Raw genomic sequence first — 25347 nt, forward strand, 5'->3', positions numbered from 1 at the left:
AAGCTACCCCTTCCTCTTCGAGCACGATGAAACCGGACACCACTTGCACGCCTCGGGCGTGGCCGGCCGCGGCTCGATATCGCCCGCCAGCATCCTCTCGAGCGCCGCTGCCACCGCTTCTTCCGTCTCGTCCAACACGTCGGCAAACGGCCGATCGGCGCACATGCAATCCTTGTGTTTCATGTTCGGCAAATGCGCGTTTTCCAACACGCGGCCATCGTAAGCGCCCGTAGCCCGCTTCACGCGGCCATAGCACACGTACAGCGCGCCCACAGGATCAAGGCCCAGCGTATGGCGCACCACCTGCGCATAGATAAGCGCCTGCACCTTGCCCAGGTGCCCCTGCTCGCGCACCGCCAGCGCATACGCACCCGACAACGAGCCCTTGTAGTCGATGACCACGCAGCGCCCGTCCCCATCAACGTCGATGCGGTCGGCCGTCCCCAGCAGCTTCTGCCCCGCGTACTCAACCGCGCCGCCGGCCGCCACATCGTATTCCAGATACGCCGGCCAAAACGTAGGCAGCAGCTGCGCTTCGTAGTCCAAGTACGCCATCAGCTTGGCCTCAAGCTCGGCCAGCTCGCGCCGCTCCATCTCGCTGGTGGGAATCAAGCGGTTCACCGACGTGCGCAAATGCGGCTGCAGCGCCTTGTGCCGCGCAAGCACATCGGCCATCAGTTCGCGAGCCTGCGCCATGTTCTCGGCCGTCACCTTGCGCTGCCCCAAATCCTCGGCGAAGTGCTTGTAGAAGCTATGCAGTACGTTGTGCGCAAAATCGCCCATCTCAAGCGGTCCGAAGCCCTCGTCTAAATCGTCAAGCCGCAGCCTTCGCTGCGCGAACCATTTGTACGGGCACTCCAGATAGCTTTCAATCTGCGACGGCGACAGGCACGGCTCGCGCAGCACCTCGCCGCCCTGCAGCACGCGCGGCAACACCACCAGCTGGCGCGCCGCCTCGGACAACGCCCCGGTAACAGGCGCAGCAACACGTGCCGCCACCTGTGGTTTCGCGCCCAGCATGCGGTTTTCGCACAGCGCATCCTCGCCACGCAGCAGCATGCCTTCCTGCAAAGCGGCAGGAAGCGAGTACACGTTGTCGATGTCGTCGGTTGCCGTCAGGTCCGCGCGATAGCAATCGATAAACTCCTCCAGCACCGCGCACGCATACGTCGGTTCCGCCGACGCGTCGTTCAAGCAGCGCTCCAACACCAACTCGCGCAGCGGCGCATGCTCCAGCGCGAAGAACGCCCTGCGCTGCCGCCCCAGCGCCGAATCCGTGCAGCCGATGCCCAGCTTCTCAAGCAGCGAGCTTGCCGCGGTTTCCCGATCTGCCGCAGGATACGCCGCGCTTGTCAGATCCGCAGCCACCAGCACCTCGCACGCACCGCGCCCCAACGCGGCAGCATCCTCTTGGCCGGCAATCAGCACATCAGGGTACGGAAGGCCCGCAGCAGCAACCCCGCGCGGGGCAACGATGCGCGAAACGTCCACCTGCGCGCGTTCGAGCAGCTCAAACGCCGCTGCCGGCGCCAATCCCGCAAGCTTGGCCGCGCTTGCAACACGATCTGCCGCCGAAAGCGCCGCAAGCTGCTCGGCGCGCCATGCCTCCGAACGGTTCGTCATGCGATGCACCGCAGCAACAAGCTCGGCGATGCCTTGCGCATCAAGCTGCGCGGCAACGCGCTCCATCGACGCGAACGTGGAGCTTTCCCGCCCTAGACGCTCGCGCACGGCCTGGCGATCGATCGACCGGTCCGCACGCATGTCGGCATCAAGCGCGAACGCTGCCTTCCTCGAAAGCCCCGAAAACGGCGACAAGGCCCAATCGGCCAGGTCAGCGCGACACCAGCGCTCAACATCGCACGCAGCGATATCGCCATAGCCCGCAATATGCGCCGTCCCCGATTCCGCGCAAGAAAACCGCCGCAGCGAAAGCAGCGCGCGCCCGAAATCAGTGTCGACGAACCGCCGACGCCCGCGCAGCGCAACCGCCAGCCCCTCACGCGAAAGTTCCGGCGCCACCTGCTCGAACAGCAGAGCCGGATTACTCGCAGCAACCACCACCCGAGCCGCAAAAAGCGCATCGTGCTCCACGCCCGCGCGTCCGTCGTCATCAACCGCAGCGCGCACGATGTCAGCCAGCAGCGCCGGCCACGCATATCCACCAGACGGGAACGCGAACCGCACGCGCACGCCTTCCGGAGCGCGCACCGGCCCCTCGTTGCCGCCCGCTGCATGCACCGTCACGTCAAGCGAACCGCACGCAGCGAAAAGCGCCTGTTGAGCAGCGGAAAGCGGTGCAGCATCCTCAAACAGCACCCGCACGGAACGCGCAGGCAACGCAGGCGCAAGTTCAGCCAACACGCAGCCAAATTCCACCAAGCCCAGCTCTTCCAAACGCGCATAATAGGCCGCAGCCAAGCGCAGCACCTGCACCTCGGCAGCCCCCACACCCGCAAGCGCACCTTCGCTAGCAGCAGCAACGGCAGCCTCGAACGCAGGCAACCCCGCCGCCTCGGCAACGCAGGCAGCCGCCACGCGGTCAAGCGCGCAAGCGCAACTTTGCTCGCCGTCGCACAGCACGCGCAGCAACGCCTCGCGCTGCAAGCGCGTGGCAATAGCCCTGCCATCGCCGTACAGCTCCCACAGATCGGCAACCCACGCTTCAAACGTCGACACCGTCACGCCGAACAGCGCATCGCCCCTTGTAGCAGCGGCTTTTCGATACGCCACCGCCTGACCCATGGTCGGCAGCAGCACCACATCATATGCATTCATAGTATCCATGCCCACCATTCTATCGCACACCCAATTGCCCATCTGTACCACGCAAAGGACTCACAGCAACTTTTCCGCCCAATTCCTCTCTCAGCAACCAAAAAGGCCGGCCGCCCTTTCGGACGACCGGCCCTAGCAAGCATCAGCCTACCACGTGCAAGCGAATCCTATTCGCCGTCGTACATGGCCTTCAGGCGCTCCAAGTGCGCATAGCGCTCGATAGCAGCCTGCTCGTTGCGCACGAACAGCTCGCCGGCGCGCTCGGGGAACTCGCGCGTCAAGCGGCTGTAGCGAGCCTCGTTCATGAGGAACTCCTGGTAGCCGCCCGCCGGCTCCTTGCTGTCCAGCGTGAACTTCTTGCCCGCAGCACCCTCGGGGTTGAAGCGGAACAGGTTCCAGTACCCGCAGTCCACGGCCTTCTTCATCTCGGTCTGGCAGTTGGCCATGCCGCCCTTGATGGAGTGCATCTCGCACGGCGAGTACGCGATGATCAGCGACGGGCCATGATACGCCTCGGCCTCGTTGATGGCCTTGAGCGTCTGCGCGGGCTTCGCACCCATGGCAACCTGCGCCACGTACACGTAGCCGTACGCCATGGCAATCTCAGCCAGCGACTTCTTCTTGATGTCCTTGCCCGCAGCAGCGAACTGGGCAACCTGGCCGATGTTGGAAGCCTTCGAAGCCTGGCCACCGGTGTTGGAGTACACCTCGGTGTCGAACACGAAGATGTTGACGTCCTCGCCGGATGCCAGCACGTGGTCGAGTCCGCCGTAGCCGATGTCGTAAGCCCAACCGTCGCCACCGAAGATCCAGATGGACTTCTTGGCCAGGTACTCCTTGTGGTCAAGGATGCGCTGAGCAGCCTCGGCAACCTCGCCTTCACCTGCGGCCACAGCCGGCAGCGCGGCAATCAGCGCATCGGCGGCAGCACGGCTGGCAGCCTTGTCCTCGCGGGCGTCAAGCCACGCCTGGGCAACCTCGGCAGCTTCAGCGCCGGCATCGACGATGACCTGCGCCTCAGCGGCCAGCATGTTGTTCACGGCCTCGTAGCCAAGCAGCATGCCCATGCCGTGCTCGGCGTTGTCCTCGAAAAGGCTGTTCGACCACGCCGGGCCATGGCCCTGCTTGTTGACGGTGTACGGGCTGGTGGCAGCCGGGCCGCCCCAAATGGACGAGCAGCCGGTGGCGTTGGAGATGTACATATGGTCGCCGAACAGCTGCGTGATCAGGCGTGCATACGCCGTCTGAGCGCAGCCCGCGCACGCGCCGCTGAACTCAAGCAGCGGCTGCTTGAACTGGCTGCCGCGCAGCGTGGTGTCCTCGATCTGTGGCTTGTCGGCAACGTCGTTGACGCAGTAGTCGAACACGTCCTGCTGAGCAAGCTCGCCCTCAACGCCCACCATCTCAAGGGCGTCGGCCGGGCAGGCCTTCACGCACACGCCGCAACCCATGCAGTCAAGCGGGCTGATGGCCAGCGTGTACTTAAGATCCTTGACCTTGCCCTTCATAGGCAGCACGGTCATGGCCTCGGGGCCGGCGGCAACTTCCTCGTCGGTCAGGCCGAACGGACGGATGCAGGCATGCGGGCACACGAACGAGCAGCTGTTGCACTCGGTGCAGCTTTCAGCGTTCCACTTCGCCACGCTTACGGACACGCCGCGCTTCTCGTAGGCGGCAGCGCCCTGCTCCCACTGGCCGTCGGCGTAATCGACGAACGTGGAAACCGGCAGCGTGTCGCCGGCCATGCGGCCAACGGGCTGCATAACCTCGCGCACCTGCTTGACCAGCTCGGGGCGGCCCTTCAGCTGTTCGGGCTCGGTGTTGTCAACGGCGTCGGCCCACGAAGCCGGCACGTCAACCTTCACGAACGCCGTGGCGCCCGCGTCGATGGCGCGATGGTTCATGTCCACCACGTCCTGGCCCTTCTTCAGGTAGGACTTCGTGGCGGCGTCCTTCATGTACTTCAGCGCGTCTTCTGCCGGCAGGATGTTGGCCAGCGCGAAGAACGCAGACTGCAGAATGGTGTTCGTACGCTTGCCCATGCCCAGTTCAACGGCCAGGTCGATGGCGTTGATGGTGTACAGCTGCACGTTGTTGGCCGCGATGTAGCGCTTCGCCTCGGCCGATAGATGGTGCTCCAGCTCCTCGGGCGTCCACTGGCAGTTGATCAGGAACGCGCCGCCGGGCTTCACGTCGTTGACGATCGGGAAGTTCTTCGTGATGTAGCTGGGGTTGTGGCACGCCACGAAGTCGGCCTTATTAATATAGTAGCTGCTGCGGATGGGCGCATCGCCGAAGCGCAGGTGGCTGACCGTCACGCCGCCGGTCTTCTTCGAGTCGTACTGGAAGTAGGCCTGCACGTACTTGTCGGTGTGGTCGCCGATGATCTTGACGGAGTTCTTGTTCGCGCCAACGGTGCCGTCGCCGCCAAGGCCCCAGAACTTGCACTCGATGGTGCCCGGTGCCGCCGTGTTCGGCGCAGCCGGGTCCTCGGGAAGCGAAAGGCCCGTCACGTCGTCGACGATGCCGATGGTGAACTCGCTGCGCGGCTCGTCCTTGGCCAGCTCGGTGTAGATGGCGAACACGGACGCGGGCGGCGTGTCCTTGCTGCCCAGGCCGTAGCGACCGCCGGTCACCTTGATGCCGGTGCGGCCTTCCACCATGAGCGCGTTCACCACGTCCAGGTACAGCGGGTCGCGCGCGCCCGGCTCCTTCGTGCGGTCAAGCACGGCAAGCTTCGTGCACGTCTCAGGCAGCGCCTCGGAGAACTTCGCGGTGACGAACGGACGGTACAGGCGCACCTTCACCAGGCCGACCTTCTCGCCCTGGGCCACCAGGTAGTCGATAACTTCCTCGGCAACGTCGCAGATGGAGCCCATGGCCACGATGACGCGGTCGGCGTCGGGCGCGCCGTAGTAGTTGAACAGCTTGTAGTCGGTGCCCAGCTTGGCGTTGACCTTGTCCATGTACTCTTCCACCACGGCCGGCAGCGCGTCGTACACGCCGTTGCACGCCTCGCGGTTCTGGAAGAAGATGTCGCCGTTCTCATGGCTGCCGCGCATGCGCGGACGCTCGGGGTTCAGCGCATGGTCGCGGAACGCCTTCACGGCGTCGAAGTCGCACATATCGGCCAGATCGGCGTAATCCCACACGGCAACTTTCTGCACCTCGTGCGACGTGCGGAAACCGTCGAAGAAGTTCAAAAACGGCACGCGGCCCTTGATGGCGGCCAAGTGCGCCACGGCGGACAGATCCATGACTTCCTGGACGTTGCCCTCGGCCAGCATGGCGAAGCCGGTCTGGCGGCAGGCCATGACGTCGGAGTGGTCGCCGAAGATGTTCAGCGCGTGCGTGGAAACGGTGCGGGCGCTCACGTGGAACACGCTGGGCAGCTGCTCGGCTGCGATCTTGTACATGTTCGGGATCATGAGCAGAAGGCCTTGGGAAGCCGTGTACGTGGTGGTCAGCGCGCCGGCTGCCAGCGAGCCGTGCACCGCGCCCGCCGCGCCGCCTTCGGACTGCATCTCGCACACTTTAACCTTCGTGCCGAAAACGTTCTTCCTACCGGCTGCGGACCACTGGTCGACCAAGTCGGCCATGGGGCTTGAGGGCGTGATCGGGTAAATGCCGGCAACTTCCGTGAACGCATACGAGACGTGCGCTGCGGCGGTGTTGCCGTCCATCGACTTGAATTCTCTCGTCATTTCTTCTCCTAAGCTTGCCCGCAATGTGCGCGGATCGAAAGCATCGTCTGGCCGTACGCTGATGCATATTAACAGTCTTGCGAATCCTGAAAACCCGGGCGGCGTGAAGTTTTGATTTCGGGCCGCCCCGGTTCGGCAAGCGGTCTCGTAGGGTTTCCAACCTACCGTCCACCGGCTGGGTCAACCGTTCGCCCCTTCTATTCAACCGCTCGCCGCGCATCGGCAAAACCCCAGGTCGCCGCTCATGCGGGCATTTGCTTGTAACGGAAAAGTTAAACGTTTACCAGTCCTTTATTTTCCTCGGCTAATCATCCATAATGGTCATCGTTTGCTGTTTGCGCATGTGCGCTTGGGCACATGCCAAGCTCGGGGCAAACCCGCCCCGAATACTGAACGGAGGGAATCCATGGAACAGCAGTCTTCTCTGTCTCGCCGCACTTTCCTGGCAGGCAGCGCCGTGGCCGCCGCAACGGCTGGCCTGGCACTGACCGGTTGCGGCAGCAACAACTCCTCTTCTTCCACCGACACGGCGAAGAAGGATAGCGGCACCGCCGCAGCGGGCGGCACCCTCACCGGTGCATGCGCCTACAGCTCCACGAACGTCAACCCCGTCGGCAACAGCTCCGCTCTGATGCTGGCCGCCACGTGGCACGTGTTCGAGGGCCTCTACGACATGGACCTGCACACCTACAAGACCTACAACGCGCTGGCAGCCGCCAAGCCCACGAAGGTCTCCGACACCGAGTACGAGGTTGCCCTGCGCGACGGCGCCAAGTTCTCCGACGGCACCGACGTCACCGCAGCCGACGTGGTGAACGCCTTCGAGCTGAACATGGCCGACGCCACCTATGGCGCGTTCCTGGAGTTCATCGACTCCGTCGCCAAGAAGGACGACAAGACCGTCACCTTCACGCTGAAGTACCCCTTCGAGAGCCTGCTTGAGGGCCGCCTGTCCGTCGTGAAGATCTTCCCCGCCTCCCAGACCACCGATGACCTGAAGACGGCTCCTATCGGTTCCGGCCCCTGGAAGTACGACAAGGTCAACGGCGACGACCAGGGCTCCATCGAGTTCCTCCCCAACGAGTACTACAACGGTGAGTACAAGGCCACGGCCGACGCCATGCACTGGGACGTGCTGCTTGACGACACCTCCCGCACCACGGCCCTGCAGGAGGGCTCCGTGCAGGTCATGGAGAACGTGCCGGACGCCAACGCCGACCAGCTGACGGCCGCCGGCGCCACCGTCGAGTACATCCAGGGCTTCAACCAGGCCTTCCTCATGTTCAACACGCAGAAGGCCCCCTTCAACGACAAGCGCGTGCGTCAGGCATTCTTCTATGCCATCGACGTTGACAAGCTCATCTCCAACGCCCTGAACGGCCATGCCGCCAAGGTCACGTCCTTCCTGCCCAAGGACCACAAGAACTACCACGAGGCCTCCACGGTCTACACCTACGACAAGGACAAGGCCGCCTCGCTCATCAAGGAAGCCGGCGCCGAGGGCACGTCCCTTGAGCTCATGGTCAACAACAACTGGGTGAAGAACCTGGCTGCTCAGATCAAGAACGACCTGGATGCCATCGGACTGAACGTCACCATCAACGAGACGAAGATCGACTGGGCCAAGCTTGCTCCGTCCGACTCCGAGCTGCCCTACGACGTCATGCTGACGCCGGGCGACCCGACCTGCTTCGGCAACGACCCCGACCTGCTCATGTCCTGGTGGTACGGCGACAACGTGTGGACCAAGGGCCGCAGCTGCTGGCAGAAGGCCGGCGACGGCAAGTGGGAAGAGCTGGCTGCCCTCATGCAGCAGGCTCGCGAGGCCGATTCCTCCAAGCAGCAGGAGCTGTGGAACCAGTGCTTCGACATCATCGCCGAGGAAGCTCCGCTGTACCCGCTGTTCCATCGTGAGCTGGCCACCGGCTATCAGGCCGGCACCATCACCGGTTTCGAGCCCATCGCTACCACCGGTCTGGTGTTCCTGGGCGCTTCCGCCAAGGCGTAGGTCTTTTCGGCAAGCGGCGCAACCAGCCACATTTTCTCGACATGAAGGGCCGTTCCCTGCGGGGAACGGCCCTTTTTCCGTCATGAACGGCATATTCGTGTAAAACTATGCGCGCGTGCTGCGGTGATTGTTTCTTTTACCTATATAAGCGCGTAAATCTCCTATAAAATGCACTGTTGGCTGTTTGCACGCGGGCCGCTTCAAACGCGGTCGGCCGGCGTGCGAGCAGCTGGAAATATTGGACGAGAGTCAAAAGAGCGAAAGGAGGGTCTGGTGAGCAACCTTCTGCGATTGATCGGACGGCGCCTCATTGCGCTGCCCATCATGTTGTTCGGTGTCACCATCCTCGTGTTCCTCATCATGGCGCTTTCCCCTATCGACCAGGCATACCAGGTTCTAGGCGAAAACGCCACGGCGGAACAGGCAGACCAGTACCGCGAAGAGCATGGGCTGAACGACCCCGTGCTTGTGCAGTACGGCAATTACATGGTGGGGTTGTTCCAGGGTGACATGGGCACCTACGGAGCAAGCAACATGTCGGTGTCCGACCGTATCGGTTCGGCGCTGCCCGTTACCCTGCAGCTAACGTTTATGGGCCTGATCATTGCGGTGATCTTCTCCACCATCCTCGGCGTGATATCGGCGTTGTATCGCGACCGATGGCCCGACCAAGTTATACGCGTGTTCTCCATCGCATGCATTGCCACCCCGTCGTTCTGGCTTGCCGTGCTGATGATTCTGTTGTTCTCTTCCATGCTGCACTGGTTGCCGGCATCCGGCGCGCTGCCCGATTTCACCACCGATCCCGGTGGGTGGATCGCGCGTATGGCCATGCCCGCCGTGGCTCTGGCCATCCCGGTTACGGGCCAGATGACGCGCGTTATCCGCACGTCCATGGTTGAGGAACTGGACAAGGACTACGTGCGCACCGCCATCGGCGCCGGCATCCCGAAGAGCATCGTCGTTGCCCGCAACGTGCTGCGCAACGCGCTCATCACGCCGGTCACCGTACTCGGCCTGCGCATCGGCTACCTCATCGGCGGTGCCGTGGTTATCGAGGTCATCTTCAACCTCCCCGGCATGGGCGCTGCCATCATGTCCGGCATCCAGTCGAACTACGTCATGCTTGTTCAGGGCGTTGTTCTGGTGGTTGCCTTCACGTTCATCATCATCAACATCATCGTGGATATGCTTTATATCCTGATCGACCCTCGAATCAGGACGGTGTAGCATGGTTCAACTTCGTGGAAACCTTACTAAGAAGATGGAGGACAACGCCGGCAAGGTGCGCTTCAGGCATCTGAAGGCCATGACCGTCGGGTCCCGCATCTCCCTTATCGTGCTCTTGCTCGTTGCCATGATCGCCGTGCTGGCGAACATCATCGCGCCGCACGACCCCTATGAGATCTTCACCGCCCGCATGGCCCCCGATTCGCAGTTCCTGTTCGGTACTGACGACAAGGGCCGCGACGTGCTGTCGCGCATGATGTACGGCGCGCGCTACTCGCTGGTCATCGGCTTGGGCGCAACCGCGTTCGCCCTTGTGGCCGGTTCCATCGTCGGCGCCATCGCCGCCGTGTCGCGCAAGTGGGTCTCGGAAGTGATCATGCGCATCTGCGACATCATCATGTCCTTCCCCGGCATCGCCCTGGCTGCCACGTTCGTGCTGTCCTTCGGCGCATCCATCCCGTCGCTGATCTTCGCCATCGGCTTTTTGTACATCCCGCAGCTTGCCCGTATCGTGCGCGCAAACATCGTGTCCGAGTACGGTCAGGACTACGTGCGCGCCGTCATCGTCTCCGGTGCCCGCGCACCGTGGATTTTGATGAAGCACGTGGTGCGCAACTGCCTGGCTCCCGTCATGGTGTTCACCATCGTGCTCGTGGCCGACGCCATCGTGTTCGAGGCGTCCCTGTCCTTCATCAGCGCCGGCATCCCCGAGCCTACCCCCACGTGGGGCAACATTCTGGCCGACGCCCGCAACGGCGTGCTGTCCGGTCGTTGGTGGCAGGCGCTGTTCCCGGGCCTGGCCATCATGATCACGGTTCTGTGCCTCAACATCCTGTCCGAGGGCATCACCGACGCCATGGCCGCCGCCCCGAAGGCTCCCGTGGCCGCCGACGACGCCGCCCTCAACGGCGAGCGCGAGGCTGACCGCCTGGTCGCCGACCCCACGCTGGCCTACAAGGCCCAGGCTGCTGAGCTTGAGCGCCGCCTGGCCACGCTGCGCGAGGTTGAGACCAAGCGCACCGACCGCTTCCCGGCGCACACCGACGTGCCGCCTATCTTGGAAGTGAAGGACCTGTGCATCAAGTTCCCGCGCCACGGCGACGTCAACGTCGTCGACCACGTCAGCTTCGTGGTGCGCCCGCGCCAGACCATGGGCCTGGTGGGCGAATCCGGCTGCGGCAAGTCCATCACCAGCCTTACCATCATGGGCCTGCTTGACCCGAAGGCGCAGATTTCCGGCCAGATCATGTACAACGGCCAGAACCTGCTTGACCTGAACCAGAAGCAGATGAACGCCCTGCGCGGCCGCGAGATCGCCATGATCTACCAGGACGCCCTGTCCTCGCTCAACCCGTCCATGCTCATCAAGGCCCAGATGAAGCAGCTCACGAAGCGCGGCGGCACCCGCAGCGCCGAGGAACTGCTTGAGCTGGTGGGCCTTGACCCGAAGCGCACGCTCGACTCCTACCCGCACGAGCTTTCCGGCGGCCAGCGTCAGCGCGTGCTCATCGCCATGGCCCTGACGCGCGACCCGAAGCTCGTCATCGCCGACGAGCCCACCACCGCCCTTGACGTGACGGTGCAGAAGCAGGTTGTCGACCTGCTGAACCGCCTGCAGAAGGAACTCGGCTTCGCCATGGTGTTCGTCAGCCACGACCTGGCGCTGGTGGCCGAGGTGGCCAACTCCATCACGGTCATGTACGCCGGCCAGGTTGTTGAGCAGGGCCCCGTCAAAGACATCCTGTGCAGCCCCATCCACGAGTACACGCGCGGCCTTCTAGGCTCCGTGCTGTCCATCGAGGCGGGCACCGGCCGCCTGCATCAGGTTCCCGGCTCCGTGCCGTCCCCGAAGGACTTCCCCGAGGGCGACCGCTTCACGCCGCGTTCCAGCCACCCGGACAAGGTGTCGCCTATCCGCCCCATGCTCAAGCGCGTGAAGGGCACCGACCACTACTACGCCGAGCTGCCTGACAGCGAGCTGAAGCGTATCGGCATTACGCCGTATCTCGAAGGAGGTGAGCAGGCATGAGCGAAGTGACGAACAACGCTGCTGCCTCAAGCGAGCAGACCCCCATCATCTTCCTGGATGACATCCGCGTCACGTTCAAGACGCGTACCGGCTCTCTGCTGCACCCGAACAAGGTGCAGGCCGTGCGCGGCCTTACGCTGAAGCTGATGCCCGGCGAAACCATCGGTATCGTCGGTGAATCCGGCTGCGGCAAGTCCACCACCGCCAACGTCATGTGCGGCCTGCAGTCGCCCACGTCCGGCAAGGTGTACTTCAAGGGCCAGGACGTCACGAAGCGCACGGCCGACATGCGCAAGACCATCGGCCGCGTCATCTCCGTGGTGTTCCAGGACCCGGCAACGGCCCTGAACGCCCGCATGACCGTGCGCGACCAGCTGGCCGACCCCATGATCGTCCACAAGGTGGGCGACAAGGCTAGCCGTGCGAAGCGCGTCCGCGAGCTTATCGAGATGGTCGGCCTGCCGGAAAGCGTGCTTGACGCGCTGCCCGGTCAGATGTCCGGCGGCCAACGCCAGCGCGTGGCTATCGCCCGTGCGCTTGCGCTCAAGCCCGACGCCATCATCGCCGACGAGCCCACGTCCGCTCTTGACGTGTCCGTGCGCGCTCAGATCCTGAACCTGCTTATGGACCTGAAGAAGGAGCTGGGCCTGTCCATGGTATTCATCAGCCACGACATCCAGACCGTGCGCTACATCTCGGACCGCATCATCGTCATGAACGCGGGCCAGGCCGTCGAGCAAGGCACGGCCGCCGAGGTGTTCAACCACCCGAAGGACGACTACACGCGCCTGCTCCTCGGCGCCGCCCCGTCCCTCCTCCACCCCGACCTGGGCAAATAGCGCTATACACAGCATAGCCTGAAAAGCAATAGTCCCCGCAGCCAACCAGCTGCGGGGACTATTTTTCTCTTCACGTTTATCAAACACCTTACTGCGCCTGCAAACGTTCTGCTTTCGGCACCCCAGTCGCTCAAACAGTCCTGCTCGCACGAAAGCCCCACTGGGGCTTTCGGCTCGTGCGGAACTCGCTTTGTGGGGCACCGAAAGCAGAACGCCCCATACTCGACGTTCCTCTTTTGCATGATAATTTACCTATCCGCCAGGGCGGTCTATCGGGTGTCCAACAAAGCGAGTTCCGCAGCGACTGAAACAGTCCGGTGGACTGTTTCACCAAGCGAGGACTGTCTGAGCGACTTGGACACCCGATAGACCGCCCGTCCGGGATGACTTCCCCTTACACATAAAAAAGCCCCGCACAGGGCGGGGCTTCGCAATCTCGGGTTTACTTGCTTGCGGCTTCCACGAACCAGCTGGTGATGGACGTGGGGTGCGTGATGGCGGTGCCCACCACCACGGCCCAGGCGCCGGCGTCCATGGCGGCCTTCGCATCGGCCGGCGTATGCACGCGGCCTTCGCAGATAACCGGCTTGTCCGGGAACTCGGACACCGCCTGGCGCACCAGCTCCACGTCCGGGCCGTCGGCCATGCCGCAATCGATGGCGGCACCAGGGTGCGACAGCGTTGTGGACGCAATGTCGCAGCCGATGGCGAATGCGTGGCGGATGTCCTCGATGGTGGCGCAGTCGGCCATCACCAGCACGCCCTCTTCCTTCAGCGGCAGCACCGTGTCCTCAAGCGTTTTGCCGTCCGGACGCGGACGATCAGTTGCGTCGACGGCAACGATATCGGCGCCGGCCATAACGCACGCGCGCGCGTGGCGCAGCGTCGGCGTGATGTACACTCCCTCGTGGCCTTCCTTCCAGATGCCGATGACGGGCACCTCCGTGCGGCCCTTGATGGCCGCGATGTCGGACAGGCCCTGGCAGCGGATGCCGCCCGCACCGCCCAGCTCGCACGCACGCGCCATCTGGGCCATCGTTTCCGGATGGCGCAGCGGCTCGCCCATGTACGCCTGGCAGCTGGCGATAACCTTGCCGCGCAATTGTTCGATGATGGGATCCATTTCCCCAACCTTTCCTATCGCGAAAGCGGGCGCGCCTGCGCGGCGCCCGCCCCTATGGTTTACAACCTATCCGTCTTAGCGCTCAAGCTCCAGCGTGTCCAGCAGGTCTTCCGCAGCACCTACCAAAGGCGCATGGTCGCCCAGCTCAGCCGCCAGAATGGGCAGCCCGCGCTGCGCCGGCGGAATCTGACGCTCGAAACCTTCCTGCACGGCCGCACGCCAACGCGTGCCCGCCTTCGGCACCGAACCGCCGATGACCACCATGTCGGGGTCCAACAGGTTCGTGATACTCGCGATGGCCTCGCCTAACGCGATGCCCGCCTGCATGATGATGTGGTGCGCCAGCGGTTCGTCAGCCGCCGCACGACGCGAAATCTCGGCGCCGTCAACAGGCTCGCCGCCCGCTTCCGCATAGCGTGCCTCAATGCCGCTGCCGGAAGCCACCAGCTCCAAGTGCCCGCTGCCACCGCACACGCACGGGATGCCCACGGCCTGCGAGCACGCGATGTGCCCGATTTCGCCCGCGAACCCATGGTTGCCGCGCACCAGCTTGCCGTGCGCGATTAACGCGCCGCCGATACCCGTACCAGCGGCAATCATCATGCACGTCTGCGCACCGCGAGCCGCGCCCCAGCGTGCCTCGCCCAAGCCGTGAGCCTGCACATCGTTCAACACGGACACGGGCACCTCGCAGGATTCCTCCAAACGATCACGCACCGGCTGGCCCGTCCATTCGGGCATAATCTCGTTCGCATAGGCGATTCCGCCTGTTTCGGCGTCCACGCGCCCCGCCGTGCTCACACCGATGCCCAGCACTTCCTCGCGTCGCGCGCGGGCTTCAGCAAGCAAGCTGTTGGCCATGTCGCACACGGTTACCAGCACCGGCCCTCCCCCGCGCTTCGCATCGGTGGGTATCTGACGCTCGTACACCACCTCGGGCGCCTGGCCGGCCTTCGCATAGCGCAGAAGCGCGCCGGCTATTTTGGTGCCGCCGATATCAAGCGCGGCAACAACAACGGGATACTCCATGCACCCCATCCCTTCTCTCGAAAACACACGCACCGAAATGGGACAAAGGGACAGTCCCTTTATCCCATTTCGCACATGCATCAATGGTACCTCAGCGGTTGTCTCCCCGCACCCGCCAGCCCCGAAAGTATGCCCAATCTGCGACAAGCCGAAACAGCAACCTCTTGTAGTGGGACAAAGGGACAGCCCCTTTGTCCCACTACACGCAAGACGCAAAAAGCCGGTGCAGGCCAAATGGCTTGCACCGGCTTTTGAAAGCAACCGATTCGCTACTTGCGGATAGGAGCGTCGGCGTCCATGAGGCCAGCCTTCTTGATGACCTCGACGATGGCCGCCACGTCTTCACCCTCAAGCGCCTGCACGGGCTCGCGCATCTGGTTCGTGTTGAACACGCCCATCTGCCACAGCGCCGTCTTGAACGCGCCCACGCCGGCGCCGAAGCCGACGGTGGCCTTCACGACGCGCGTGAGGAACATGAGGCGAGCCAGGTGATCCTGCAGCTCCTTGACGCGGTTCCAGTCGCCCGCCTGAGCGGCCTTCCACTGCTCCACGTAGCTGTAGGGGTCAAGATTGGCCAGGCCCGGCACGCTGCCGTCAGCGCCAGCCAGGTACGCGCCGTCGACGCACACCTCGTGGCCGGTCAGCAGCTGCAGCGGATGGCCCGCGTCCTCGTTCTCCAGCACCAGCCAACGGAAGCTCACGTCGTCGCCGGAGGAGTCCTTCACGCCCTGCAGCACGCCGTCCTTGCCCAGACGCACCAGCATGGTAGGGTCAAGCTTCGTGTGCACGCACACGGGCAGGTCGTAAGCGAACAGCGGCAGGTCCGTATGCTCGCGGATGGCGCGGAAATGGCGCTCGGTTTCCTTCGGGCCGCCCAGCGCGTAGAACGGAGCGGTGGCAACCAGCGCGTCAACGCCGTAGCCCTTTGCGCGCTTAGCCTGGTCGACCACGCGCAGCGTTTCCATGTCGATGATGCCGGCCAGCACGGGCACGCGATGGTTCACGATAGCCACGGCCTCCTGCAGCACGTGATAGCGCTGCGCGTCGGTGAGGAACGCAACCTCGCCCGAGGAGCCCAGGAAGAACAGGCCGTCGACGCCAGCGTCGATCATGCGGTTGATGGAGCGCTCGAACGCTTCCAGGTCAAGCTGCTTCTTCTCGGTCAGCGGGATGACGACCGGGGGGATTACGCCGTGGAACGGAGAATCGGTCATGATAAGTACCTTGCCTCTTTCTTAGTGAGATGAGCAAACGATATGAGGATAGACGTGCAGGTAACGGTTCGTCAACGTGGGCGGGAAACCCTCACAAACAAAGGATGGACTTGGCCGTACGGTGCAAGAATTTCCGCGAACGGCGCAAGCGGCGGCACCAGTCGCCTCAGGCAAAAAACGCCCCAAAGCCGCCCGCGCAGGAAGCGGACCGATTGGCCCGCTTCTGCCTATTGCCATTATCAACTGGGCTGCGACCCGTCTCCGCGACGCTGAGCACCAGGCACGCCCGCCCCCACGTCTACTTCAGCACGCGGCCGCGAAGCACCACGTGCTTGATGTTCAGGTCGCGGTCGAGCACCACGGCGTCCCCCACGTACCCCGGGGCAATAGCGCCGCGCTCCCCTTCCAGGCCCAGCGCCCGCGCCGGGTTCACGCTGGCGGCCTTCACGGCGCTAATCAGCGGAATGCTCATGCGCTGCACCGCCGTGCGCATGCACGCCATAACGTCGGACACGCTGCCTGCCAGGCTGCCGTTGGCAATAGTGGCGCGGTTGCCGCGCACGGTGAACTGCTGACCGCCCAACTCGTATTCGCCATCGCCCAAACCGCAGGCGCGCAGGCTGTCGCTGATCAAGATCATGCGGTCGTCGCCGAACAGCGCGAACGCCAGGCGTACCATGGCCGGGTGGATGTGCACGCCGTCGGCGATGATCTCGGCCGTCACGTCGTTGCGCTCGGCGCCGGCGGCAATAGGGCCCGGGTCGCGATGATGCAGGCTGGGCATGGCGTTGTACAGGTGCGTCATATGCCGCGCACCCGCATCGAAGGCCGCGCACGCCGTATCGTAGTCCGTGCACGTGTGCGCCACGGAAACGCGCACGTCGTGCGACACGTTGTGGATGAAATCCAAGTTGCCCGGCTGCTCGGGCGCCACGTCAACCAGCTTGATAAGCCCGCGCGCCGCAGCCTGCAAGCGCGCGAATTCCTCAACGGAGGCGCTGCGCACATACGCCGGGTTCTGCGCTCCCACCTTGTCGGGCGCAATGTAGGGGCCTTCCATATTGATGCCCACAATGCCCGCCTCGTCGTCCGCCGTCGCATGCTCGGCCACCGACGCCACAATCGGCGCCAAACGCTCCTCGGGCAGCGTCATGGTGGTCGGGCAAATAGCCGTCACGCCGCGCGACGCCTCGTAGCGCGCAATGGCTGCGATGCCCTCTTGCTCGGCATCGCAGAAATCATGCCCCATAGCGCCGTGGAAGTGCACGTCAATCAGGCCCGGAATCACATAGCAGCCCTGCGCGTCCACGTCGTGCGCGCCGGCCGAGCCCGTTGCACCCGCCGGCTCAACGCGCGCGAAACGGTCGCCTTCCACCACCACGTCGCGCTCGCGGAAGCACTGCCCATCGAACACCATGCCGTTGACAATTCGCATATCCCTTTTGCTCCTTTCAGCAAAAAGGCTTTCCGATGACGGAAAGCCTTGCATTGTGTTTCTTGAAACCGATGAAGCGCCCCTACAGCAAAGAGCCAGCCTCAGCGTCCACCACTACGGTGACGTTGGGATGCAGCTGCAGAATGGACGCCGGCACCTGCGGGGTGACCGGACCGAAGAACGCATCGCGCACAATCTGCGCCTTGTCCTGGCCGCTGGCAACCACCAGGATGGCACGCGCCTTCATGATGGTGCCGATGCCCATGGTGTACGCCTCGCGCGGCACGTCGTCCACGGAATCGAACAGGCGGCTGTTCGCATTGATGGTGCTTTCCGTCAGCTGCACCAGGTGCGTGCGAACCGGGAACTCGTCGCACGGCTCGTTGAAGCCGATGTGGCCGTTGTGGCCCAAGCCCAGCAGCTGCAAATCGATGCCGCCCGCTTCGCTGATAGCCTGCTCGTAGCTTTCGCACGCCGCCTCCGCGTCGGGGTTGGCACCATCAGGCACGCTCGTGGCCTCGGGGTCGATGTCCACGTGGTCGAACAGGTTCTTCTGCATGAAGTAGCGATAGCTCTGGTCGTGCTCGGGAGACAGCCCGCGATACTCGTCAAGGTTGAACGTGGTGGCCTGCTCGAAGCTGATGCGGTCGTTCTGGAAGTCCTCGACCAGGTCGGCGTACAGGCCGATGGGAGTAGAACCCGTGGCCAGGCCCAGCGTAGACGTGGGATCAACCACCAGCTGCGCGGCAATCAGGTCGGCCGCACGGCGGCTCATGTCCTCATACGTCTCTTCAATGAACAGTTGCATGACTACCCTTTCTTGTTGAATCGTCTGAAATATGACTCACCTGTTGAACAGTCTTACGTTATCACGCTTGCGGCGCGTCTGCGCATTACGTCCAGAACAACACCGTTTCAATAATGTCTTGATACGACCAGGGGTAAATATCCGAGAACCAGCCGGTTTCAGGAATGAAGCACACCAGCACGCTGTACAGCACCGAAATGGACACCAGCACCAGCAGCACTTTCATAAGCAGCTGCTGCGTTTGCGTGCCCGGGCGCAGGTTCTCGTTCACAATGAACACCAGCAGCACCACTGCCGCCAAGAACATGAAGCTGAAGTCGGCGAAGTAGCGCTGCAAGATGCCGGCCATCTCCGCGTCCATGAGCGCTACCACCACGCCGCCGAACAGCAGCGCGATGATCACGCCCGCGATGGTGCGCGTGGAACGCGTCTTGAATCGCAGTTCCAAGATGCGCTTGGCAAACGGCAGCACCCACAGGATGGGCAGGCACGCCAGCACGCCGCCAAACGTGATTTCCTTGATGGTTTGCCCCAGGTACGTGGTTTCAAACGGCGCCGCCTGCAGAAACGGGAACACGCCGGTGACGCTGGGCGGCTGCAAAAAATAAGCGAACAGCGCCGGCGCCAAGCGGCCGATATTCCAGCCGCGCTTCGTCATATCGTTCACCGTCAGGTTGTAATTCGCGCCAAAATCGGTGAAGCTGCCGAAACGCGCATGGTTGTACAGCATCAACCCGGCGGCAACCACCACATACGGGGCAACCAGGCAACCGAATTCTACGGCACCGCGACGCGTAAGGATGCGGCGCTTCGTGATGTACTTACGCCAGAACAGCGGGAACGCCACCAGCGACAGCACGATCAGCTGCGGACGGCACCCAACCACCAGCGCCATGCACAAGCTGCCGCCTAAGTACCACCCGCATGGCCGCTCGGAGGCGCGCCCGCGCATCCACAGGTACAGACCCCATACCGAAAACGCCAAGCCAAGCGAAATGGGCAGCGAATAGAACGTCGGGAACTTCAGCAGGTACAGAATGCCGCAGCATATGACCAGCGGTATTTGCAGCAGCAGGTACAGACCAAGGCTGACGCGCTTGAAGTGATAGCGTGCAAAGCGGTCAAGCAGCGCCGAGCAGCCCAGCACGAACATGATGATGGCGATCAGCACGCCGATTGCCGTGGGGAAGTTCGCGCCCGTCAGCAAATAGAACGGCAGGTAGAAGATAAGCACCGGCACCACGCCGAAGTACACGTAGTAGTGCCCATCATGGTATGCCACGTCGAACAGGTATTCCTCGCCCGTTTCCTTCTGTAGCTCATCGCGGGCGCCCTTGTCGTAGGGGTCATCCATGTCCTGCAGCCATCGAGGCGGTTCCTCATCAAGGTACAGCTGGCCGTGCGCCATGGCTTTTGCCAGCTCAGCATATTGCTGCGCATTGTCGCCGCCAACCTTATACGTATTCGCAATGCTCACGCCATCCCACGACCCGGAATTGTACGTGCTGGTAGCAACGCCTACCAAGTTCGACCCCATGAACAGATACGAACTGAGCAGCACCACTTCAAGCGCCACGGCCGTGATGATGGCAGCTTTCGATTTACGGGGGTTCGACACAATGCCGATACGGTACACGGCAGACTTCGGCCGCAAGATATACGCCAGCGCCAGCAGGCCAAGCGTCAAGATGAAACGCGTTTGATTAAAGGTGAACGGTTCGCGCGCGTTGATGGAAACATCGGAAAGCAGCACCGGGTAGCTGATGTCCTCGCCGGTGATGGTGATCTTCAGGTTCGTCACCAAACCCGTGGTGTTCAGGTTGATGAACTCGCTTTGGTCGCACAGCGTGTTCACGTCCACATCGGGGACACCCACGGTATATTCCGTCGAATCGAAATACGTGCTATGCGCTTCGTCGGTGAACTGAATCTTCACCTTCAGCTGCTGAGCAGGCTGCCGGTAATCGAAGTTCAGCCACAGGTTATGCACTTCAGAGTTCAAGTCTTTGAACTCGATGACGTGGTTCACTTCCGTGACGCGATACTGATCGTCGGTGGTTTTCGTAAGCTCAAGACGGTTGTCCAAGTTCGTGGTGTGATACCCCGCCGTGCGGAAGTAGTTGATGTTGAACACGAACGTCTCAAGCAGCACGGCAATAAGCACCAGCACCGCCGCGCTTTTCAGCACGTGCTTGATGGTGGTGCCATGCTCAAGCATGAGCCTGCGGCTCCAATAGGATATGTTGTTGCGCATCGTAGGCATAATGCTTGAATTATACGGGATAACGAAAGGGAGGGGTACCGCTACCCCTCCCTTCTGAAGCAAATATGCACGTTATGCAGCAGATTTACAGGCCCAGCGCCTGCTTAACATCCGCGTACACCACATCAACGTCGCGATCGCCATCGATGGTGACCAGCAGGTCGCAGCCGCGATAGTAATCAATCAGCGGGGCCGTGGACTTCTCGTACACGTCAAGACGATTGCGCACCGTGGCCTCGTTGTCGTCGTCGCGCTGGTACATCTCGCCACCGCAAGCCGGGCACTGCGCGTCAGCGGCGGTGCCGATGTGGCCGCACTCCTTGCACATGCGACGCGAAGTCAGACGCTTCACGATAACCTCGAAGTCAACATCGATGAGCAGCGCTGCGTTCAGCGGGCGCTCAAGCTCGGCAAGCATGGTGTCAAGCGCCACAGCCTGCGTGGTGGTACGCGGGAAACCGTCCAGGATAACGCCCTTTTCGGTGTCGGGCTGCTGGATGCGCTCTTTCATCAGGTCGATGATCAAATCGTCGGGAACAAGTTCGCCGGCGTCCATGAAGCCCTTGGCCTTCACGCCCAGCGGCGTTTGATTCTTAACGGCAGCGCGCAGGATATCACCTGTGGAAATATGGCACAGGCCGCAGTCCTCAACAAGCTTGGCTGCCTGCGTGCCCTTACCGGCGCCCGGGGCGCCCAGCAACACGATGTTCATACGTAGCAATCCTTTCGAGATATGCAGAGATAATGCCATCCCATGATAGCAAAAAGGGAGGGTCGTAAAGACCCTCCCTTCGGTAAAAGCACAACGAGCAAACTACTTGAAGAAGCCGTCGTAATTGTGCATCTTCAACTGGCTTTCAACCTTGCTCATGGTGTCAAGCGCAACACCAATCATGATAAGGATGGACGTGCCGCCAAACGCCTGAATGAGCTGATTGCCGGTGAAGTAGAAGATGATGGTAGGCACCACAGCAATAACCGCGATGAAGATACCACCGGGCAACGTGACGCGATGCAGCACGTTCTTGATGTACGTGACCGTAGCAGAGCCAGGACGTACACCCGGGATAAAGCCACCCTGCTTGCGCAGGTTGTCCGCCGTTTCCTCCGGATTGAACACCATGGAGGTGTAGAAATACGCGAAGAACACGATAAGGACGATGGTCAGAATCCAGTTGACCCAACCCGTGGAAATAGCATCGGCGAACGCCGTCAGCCAACCCACGTTGAACAGCGCCGCAAGCTGAGCCGGAAAGTAGATCAGGCAGCTTGCGAAGATGATCGGGATAACGCCCGCGGCATTCACCTTCAGGGGAATGTACGTGGACTGGCCACCCATCATCTTGCGACCCTGCACGCGCTTGGCGTAGTTCACCGGAATGCGGCGCTGAGCACGCTCGATGAAGATGATCGCCGGGATGCACACCAGCACCACAGCCAGGATGAGCACCGTAATGGCAATGCCCATACCCGTGTCGGTGGTCAGGTTCACCGAAGAGAAGATGGCCGAAGGCACGCGGGACACGATGCTCACGAAGATGATGAGCGACATGCCGTTGCCAACGCCGCGCTGCGTGATAAGCTCGCCCATCCACATGATGAACGCGGTACCCGCCACCAGCGTGAACACGATGAGCACATCGGTAACAACCTCGGGAACCTGGTCGGTGAACACAACGCCGTATTGCGGCGACTTGAACAGCAGCAGATAACCGATGGCGTTGATGAGGCCCAGGGCCAGCGTCAGGTAACGCGTGACCTGCGTGATGCGGCGACGACCGGTTTCTCCCTCTTTCGCCCAGCGGCCCACGGCGGGGATAACGCCCTGCATCAGCTGCATGATGATGGATGCGGTGATGTAAGGCATGATGCCCAGCGAGAAGACCGAGAAGTTCGACAGAGCACCACCGGTGAACAAGTCGAGCATGGTCATGGACACACCGGAATCCTGGAACGTGTTTGCGAACTCATGGAACGGGATGCCCGGTACCGGCACGTAGGCGCCGAAACGATAAAGCGCAAGGATACCCAGCGTAAACAAAATCTTCTTGCGCAGCTCGGGAACCTTAAACGCGTCGATAAGAGAGCTTAGCAAGGCTCTTCGACCTTTCCACCAGCTGCCTCAATCTTCGCCTTAGCGGAGGCAGAAACCTTGTCAACCTTAACCGTCAGAGCCTTGGTGATGTCACCGTCGCCCAGAACCTTCACCAGGGCGTCCTCATGCTTGATAATGCCCTTGGCCTTCAGGGAAGCGCCGTCCACCACGTCGCCAGCCTCGAACTTCTCCTCCAGGCGGGAGACGTTCACGGGCAGGTACTCAACACGGTTGATGTTGCGGAAGCCGGGCAGCTTCGGAAGACGACGAGCCAGAGGAGTCTGGCCGCCCTCGAAGCCGGCGCCCTTGCCGCCACCGGAACGGGACTTCTGACCGTTCATACCACGGCCAGCGGTCTTGCCCTGGCCAGCAGCGTGGCCGCGGCCAACGCGCTTACGGTTCTTGCGGGAGCCTGCAGCAGGCTTCAGATCCTTCAATTCCATTGTTTTTCTCCTTTGAGATAGCTTTCTCCGGGCAGGTACCCGGCGCTGGCAGCTCGCCGCCAGCTAACTTCCAATACAGCCGATTGGCGCGCCGGAATCCGACACGCCAATCGAGAATTCTATCCTATTGAGGATAGTTTGCATAGGTTAAACCTTGCAGCTTTACAGCTCCTCCACCTTTACGAGGTGCTTAACCTTGAAGATCATGCCGCGAACGGACTCGTTGTCCACCTGGTCGATGGAACGGCCGATCTTGCCAAGGCCCAGGGCCTTCAGCGTGGCCAGCTGATCTTTCTTGTAGCCAATGGAGCTTTTCACCTGCGTGATGCGCAGCGTCTTCTTAGCGTCAGACATCAGAGCTACTCCTTCCAGCCGTAGATCTTGGCGACGGAAATGCCACGACGCTCGGAAACGGACTCGGGGGACTGCATTTCCTTCAGGCCCTCGGCGGTTGCCTTAACGACGTTCATGACATTGTCGGTGCCCAAAGACTTCGACAGCACGTTCTCGACGCCAGCCAGCTCCAGGACGGCACGAGCAGCGCCGCCGGCGATAACGCCGGTACCAGGAACAGCAGGCTTGATCAGAACGCGACCAGCACCGTACTCGCCGATGATCTCATGCGGCAGCGTGCGCTCGTCGGTCAGCGGCACGGAGAACATGTTCTTCTTTGCGTCCTCCACGCCCTTCTTGATGGCGGTCGGAACTTCCTGGGACTTGCCCATGCCGACGCCAACATGGCCGTTGCGGTCGCCCACGACCACCAGCGCGGTCAGACCAAAGCGGCGACCACCCTTGACGACCTTGGACACGCGGTTGATGTAAACGACGCGCTCTTCGAGCTCGGGAGCTGCGGCGTTCTCTTGCTTGTTGCGAGCCATAGACTAAACCCCTTCTAGAATTTCAGACCGGCTTCACGAGCAGCATCGGCCAGAGCCTTGATGCGCCCGTGATACAGGTTGCCGCCACGATCGAACACAACTGCCGTGATGCCGCATTCCTGAGCCTTCTTGCCTGCGATTTCACCGAGAGCGGTAGCGCCCTCGACGTTTGCGCCGTTCTTGCCCGTGGCCTTGAACTCAGGGCCGAGGGTGGAAACGCCGCACAGGGTCTTGCCCGCAACGTCGTCAACGAACTGCACGTAAATGTTGTTGTTGCTGCGCGTCACGCAAAGACGGGGACGCTCCGGCGTGCCGGAGATCTTACCGCGCACGCGACGATGGCGACGGGCCAGCGCAGCTTGCTTTTTCTGAAGCTTATTCATGGTAATCCCTTCGTTCAGTTACGCTTGCGCGCTTAGTCCTTGCCAGCCTTGCCAACCTTGCGGCGCACATGCTCGCCCTCATAGCGGATGCCCTTGCCCTTGTAGGGTTCCGGCTTGCGCCATGCGCGGACGTTAGCGGCCACCTGGCCGACCTGCTCCTTGCTGATACCGCTCACAACGATCTCAGTCTGGCTGGGAACCTCGAACGTGATGTTCTCGGGGCACTCCATGATAACCGGGTGAGAATAACCCAGCTGCATCTCCAGGTCCTTGCCCTTGAGCGCAGCACGGTAACCAACGCCGACCAGCTGCAGCTTCTTCTGGTAGCCAGCGGACACGCCCTCGACCATGTTGTGGATGAGGGTGCGGGTCAGACCGTGCAGGCTCTTGGCCTCGCGAGAGTCGTCAGGGCGGGTAACGATGATTTCCTCGCCCTCGTGGGTGATGGTCAACATGGGGTTGAACTCGCGGGTGAGCTCGCCCTTGGGGCCCTTGACCGTTACGATATGGCCATCGATCTTCACGTCGACGCCGGCAGGAACGGTAACGGGCTGCTTGCCGATACGAGACATAAACGTATCCCTTCCTTTCCTACCAGATGTACGCGATAACCTCGCCGCCGATGCCCTTCTTGCGGGCGTCGCGGTCGGTCATCACGCCGTTAGACGTCGAGATGATAGCGGTGCCGAGGCCGCCGAGCACGCGAGGGAGCTCGTCCTTGCCGGCATAAATGCGCAGACCCGGCTTGGAGATGCGGCGGATACCGCGGATGGTCTTGGCCTTTTTCGCGCCGTACTTCAGCGTGATCTCCAGCGTGGCACGCGGGTCGCCTTCGACAACCTCGTAGCCTGCCACATAGCCCTCTTCTTGCATGATGCGGGCAATCTCAACCAGCTTCTTGCTGGAAGGCATGGAGACCGTAGCCTTGCCAGCAGAGTTAGCGTTACGCACACGCGTAAGCATATCTGCGATAGGGTCAGTCATGGTCATAGTGAATTTCTCCTTTGGTTCGTGATGAGCCGATCGGTTCGGTTCGGATAGGCGCCCTTAGCGCCCCCGCCTGAACCGTGGCACACCCGTGCGTA

The 25347-nt window shown here is 62.2% G+C and carries 20 protein-coding genes; 4 read left to right on the forward strand and 16 right to left on the reverse strand.

The genetic code is table 11. From position 1 onward, the window contains the following. Positions 1–3 precede the first annotated feature (3 nt). Together ET524_RS02450 and nifJ are read right to left on the reverse strand one after the other, a co-directional pair. The gene (locus ET524_RS02450; RefSeq protein WP_161566585.1) at positions 4–2787 is read right to left on the reverse strand and encodes a PD-(D/E)XK nuclease family protein; all 2784 of its coding nucleotides are present in this window, start codon (positions 2785–2787) and stop codon (positions 4–6) included. Positions 2788–2945: 158 nt separating this feature from the next. Next, positions 2946–6482, reverse strand: coding sequence for a pyruvate:ferredoxin (flavodoxin) oxidoreductase (gene nifJ, locus ET524_RS02455; protein ID WP_129423175.1), 3537 nt, complete (start codon positions 6480–6482; stop codon positions 2946–2948). A 406-nt stretch (positions 6483–6888) separates the two neighbouring features. Between nifJ and ET524_RS02460 the strand changes: the two genes are divergently transcribed. The 4 genes from ET524_RS02460 to ET524_RS02475 all read left to right on the forward strand — a co-directional run bounded on the left by ET524_RS02460 (position 6889) and on the right by ET524_RS02475 (position 12588). Beyond that, entirely contained in the window at positions 6889–8490 is a 1602-nt protein-coding gene (locus ET524_RS02460) for an ABC transporter substrate-binding protein (protein ID WP_129423176.1), read from the forward strand. 273 nt (positions 8491–8763) lie between these two features. Beyond that, on the forward strand, positions 8764–9720 hold the full coding sequence (locus tag ET524_RS02465) for an ABC transporter permease (protein ID WP_129423177.1): 957 nt from the start codon (positions 8764–8766) through the stop codon (positions 9718–9720). A gap of 1 nt (position 9721) precedes the next feature. Then, complete coding sequence (locus ET524_RS02470; protein WP_129423178.1) at positions 9722–11749, forward strand: dipeptide/oligopeptide/nickel ABC transporter permease/ATP-binding protein; 2028 nt, start codon at positions 9722–9724, stop codon at positions 11747–11749. Then, on the forward strand, positions 11746–12588 hold the full coding sequence (locus ET524_RS02475; RefSeq protein WP_129423179.1) for an ABC transporter ATP-binding protein: 843 nt from the start codon (positions 11746–11748) through the stop codon (positions 12586–12588). Before ET524_RS02470 ends, ET524_RS02475 begins: the two co-directional genes overlap by 4 nt. A gap of 442 nt (positions 12589–13030) precedes the next feature. Here the strand turns inward: ET524_RS02475 and ET524_RS02480 are convergent, their stop codons facing one another. The 14 genes from ET524_RS02480 to rpsH all read right to left on the reverse strand — a co-directional run bounded on the left by ET524_RS02480 (position 13031) and on the right by rpsH (position 25252). Further along, complete coding sequence (locus ET524_RS02480; RefSeq protein WP_129423180.1) at positions 13031–13711, reverse strand: N-acetylmannosamine-6-phosphate 2-epimerase; 681 nt, start codon at positions 13709–13711, stop codon at positions 13031–13033. A gap of 75 nt (positions 13712–13786) precedes the next feature. Continuing rightward, positions 13787–14740, reverse strand: coding sequence for an ROK family protein (locus tag ET524_RS02485; RefSeq protein ID WP_129423181.1), 954 nt, complete (start codon positions 14738–14740; stop codon positions 13787–13789). A 269-nt stretch (positions 14741–15009) separates the two neighbouring features. Then, entirely contained in the window at positions 15010–15954 is a 945-nt protein-coding gene (locus tag ET524_RS02490; RefSeq protein ID WP_129423182.1) for a dihydrodipicolinate synthase family protein, read from the reverse strand. Positions 15955–16252: 298 nt separating this feature from the next. Next, positions 16253–17389, reverse strand: coding sequence for an N-acetylglucosamine-6-phosphate deacetylase (nagA, locus tag ET524_RS02495; protein WP_129423183.1), 1137 nt, complete (start codon positions 17387–17389; stop codon positions 16253–16255). Positions 17390–17471: 82 nt separating this feature from the next. Continuing rightward, the gene (gene nagB, locus ET524_RS02500) at positions 17472–18197 is read right to left on the reverse strand and encodes a glucosamine-6-phosphate deaminase (RefSeq protein WP_129423184.1); all 726 of its coding nucleotides are present in this window, start codon (positions 18195–18197) and stop codon (positions 17472–17474) included. A gap of 85 nt (positions 18198–18282) precedes the next feature. Then, positions 18283–20451: a hypothetical protein gene (locus ET524_RS02505; RefSeq protein WP_201738619.1), complete on the reverse strand. Its 2169-nt coding sequence runs from the start codon at positions 20449–20451 to the stop codon at positions 18283–18285. Positions 20452–20545: 94 nt separating this feature from the next. Continuing rightward, a complete protein-coding gene (locus tag ET524_RS02510) occupies positions 20546–21172 on the reverse strand; it encodes an adenylate kinase (protein ID WP_129423186.1) in 627 nt (208 codons plus the stop codon). A gap of 102 nt (positions 21173–21274) precedes the next feature. Next, positions 21275–22555, reverse strand: a complete 1281-nt coding sequence (gene secY / locus ET524_RS02515) for a preprotein translocase subunit SecY (protein WP_129423187.1) — start codon at positions 22553–22555, stop codon at positions 21275–21277. Beyond that, the gene (rplO, locus tag ET524_RS02520) at positions 22549–22998 is read right to left on the reverse strand and encodes a 50S ribosomal protein L15 (RefSeq protein ID WP_129423188.1); all 450 of its coding nucleotides are present in this window, start codon (positions 22996–22998) and stop codon (positions 22549–22551) included. Before rplO ends, secY begins: the two co-directional genes overlap by 7 nt. 162 nt (positions 22999–23160) lie before the next feature. Then, a complete protein-coding gene (rpmD, locus tag ET524_RS02525; RefSeq protein WP_129423189.1) occupies positions 23161–23352 on the reverse strand; it encodes a 50S ribosomal protein L30 in 192 nt (63 codons plus the stop codon). Between the two features lie 5 nt (positions 23353–23357). Next, positions 23358–23879, reverse strand: coding sequence for a 30S ribosomal protein S5 (rpsE, locus tag ET524_RS02530; RefSeq protein ID WP_129423190.1), 522 nt, complete (start codon positions 23877–23879; stop codon positions 23358–23360). A 14-nt stretch (positions 23880–23893) separates the two neighbouring features. Next, on the reverse strand, positions 23894–24262 hold the full coding sequence (rplR, locus tag ET524_RS02535) for a 50S ribosomal protein L18 (protein WP_129423191.1): 369 nt from the start codon (positions 24260–24262) through the stop codon (positions 23894–23896). A gap of 32 nt (positions 24263–24294) precedes the next feature. Beyond that, a complete protein-coding gene (gene rplF / locus ET524_RS02540; protein WP_129423192.1) occupies positions 24295–24834 on the reverse strand; it encodes a 50S ribosomal protein L6 in 540 nt (179 codons plus the stop codon). A gap of 19 nt (positions 24835–24853) precedes the next feature. After that, positions 24854–25252, reverse strand: coding sequence for a 30S ribosomal protein S8 (gene rpsH / locus ET524_RS02545; protein ID WP_129423193.1), 399 nt, complete (start codon positions 25250–25252; stop codon positions 24854–24856). Positions 25253–25347: the final 95 nt, after the last annotated feature.

It is taken from the genome of Senegalimassilia faecalis, assembly GCF_004135645.1.
GTDB classification, from domain to species: Bacteria; Actinomycetota; Coriobacteriia; order Coriobacteriales; family Eggerthellaceae; genus Senegalimassilia; species Senegalimassilia faecalis.

What these genes read in the sequence shown, in the direction of transcription:
- ET524_RS02450 (WP_161566585.1), bottom strand. Translation starts at nt 2,787, where the DNA reads ATGGATACTATGAATGCATATGATGTGGTGCTGCTGCCGACCATGGGT.
- nifJ (WP_129423175.1), bottom strand. Translation starts at nt 6,482, where the DNA reads ATGACGAGAGAATTCAAGTCGATGGACGGCAACACCGCCGCAGCGCAC.
- ET524_RS02460 (WP_129423176.1), top strand. Translation starts at nt 6,889, where the DNA reads ATGGAACAGCAGTCTTCTCTGTCTCGCCGCACTTTCCTGGCAGGCAGC.
- ET524_RS02470 (WP_129423178.1), top strand. Translation starts at nt 9,722, where the DNA reads ATGGTTCAACTTCGTGGAAACCTTACTAAGAAGATGGAGGACAACGCC.
- ET524_RS02475 (WP_129423179.1), top strand. Translation starts at nt 11,746, where the DNA reads ATGAGCGAAGTGACGAACAACGCTGCTGCCTCAAGCGAGCAGACCCCC.
- ET524_RS02480 (WP_129423180.1), bottom strand. Translation starts at nt 13,711, where the DNA reads ATGGATCCCATCATCGAACAATTGCGCGGCAAGGTTATCGCCAGCTGC.
- ET524_RS02485 (WP_129423181.1), bottom strand. Translation starts at nt 14,740, where the DNA reads ATGGAGTATCCCGTTGTTGTTGCCGCGCTTGATATCGGCGGCACCAAA.
- ET524_RS02490 (WP_129423182.1), bottom strand. Translation starts at nt 15,954, where the DNA reads ATGACCGATTCTCCGTTCCACGGCGTAATCCCCCCGGTCGTCATCCCG.
- nagA (WP_129423183.1), bottom strand. Translation starts at nt 17,389, where the DNA reads ATGCGAATTGTCAACGGCATGGTGTTCGATGGGCAGTGCTTCCGCGAG.
- nagB (WP_129423184.1), bottom strand. Translation starts at nt 18,197, where the DNA reads ATGCAACTGTTCATTGAAGAGACGTATGAGGACATGAGCCGCCGTGCG.
- ET524_RS02505 (WP_201738619.1), bottom strand. Translation starts at nt 20,451, where the DNA reads ATGCGCAACAACATATCCTATTGGAGCCGCAGGCTCATGCTTGAGCAT.
- ET524_RS02510 (WP_129423186.1), bottom strand. Translation starts at nt 21,172, where the DNA reads ATGAACATCGTGTTGCTGGGCGCCCCGGGCGCCGGTAAGGGCACGCAG.
- rplO (WP_129423188.1), bottom strand. Translation starts at nt 22,998, where the DNA reads ATGGAATTGAAGGATCTGAAGCCTGCTGCAGGCTCCCGCAAGAACCGT.
- rpmD (WP_129423189.1), bottom strand. Translation starts at nt 23,352, where the DNA reads ATGTCTGACGCTAAGAAGACGCTGCGCATCACGCAGGTGAAAAGCTCC.
- rpsE (WP_129423190.1), bottom strand. Translation starts at nt 23,879, where the DNA reads ATGGCTCGCAACAAGCAAGAGAACGCCGCAGCTCCCGAGCTCGAAGAG.
- rplR (WP_129423191.1), bottom strand. Translation starts at nt 24,262, where the DNA reads ATGAATAAGCTTCAGAAAAAGCAAGCTGCGCTGGCCCGTCGCCATCGT.
- rplF (WP_129423192.1), bottom strand. Translation starts at nt 24,834, where the DNA reads ATGTCTCGTATCGGCAAGCAGCCCGTTACCGTTCCTGCCGGCGTCGAC.
- rpsH (WP_129423193.1), bottom strand. Translation starts at nt 25,252, where the DNA reads ATGACCATGACTGACCCTATCGCAGATATGCTTACGCGTGTGCGTAAC.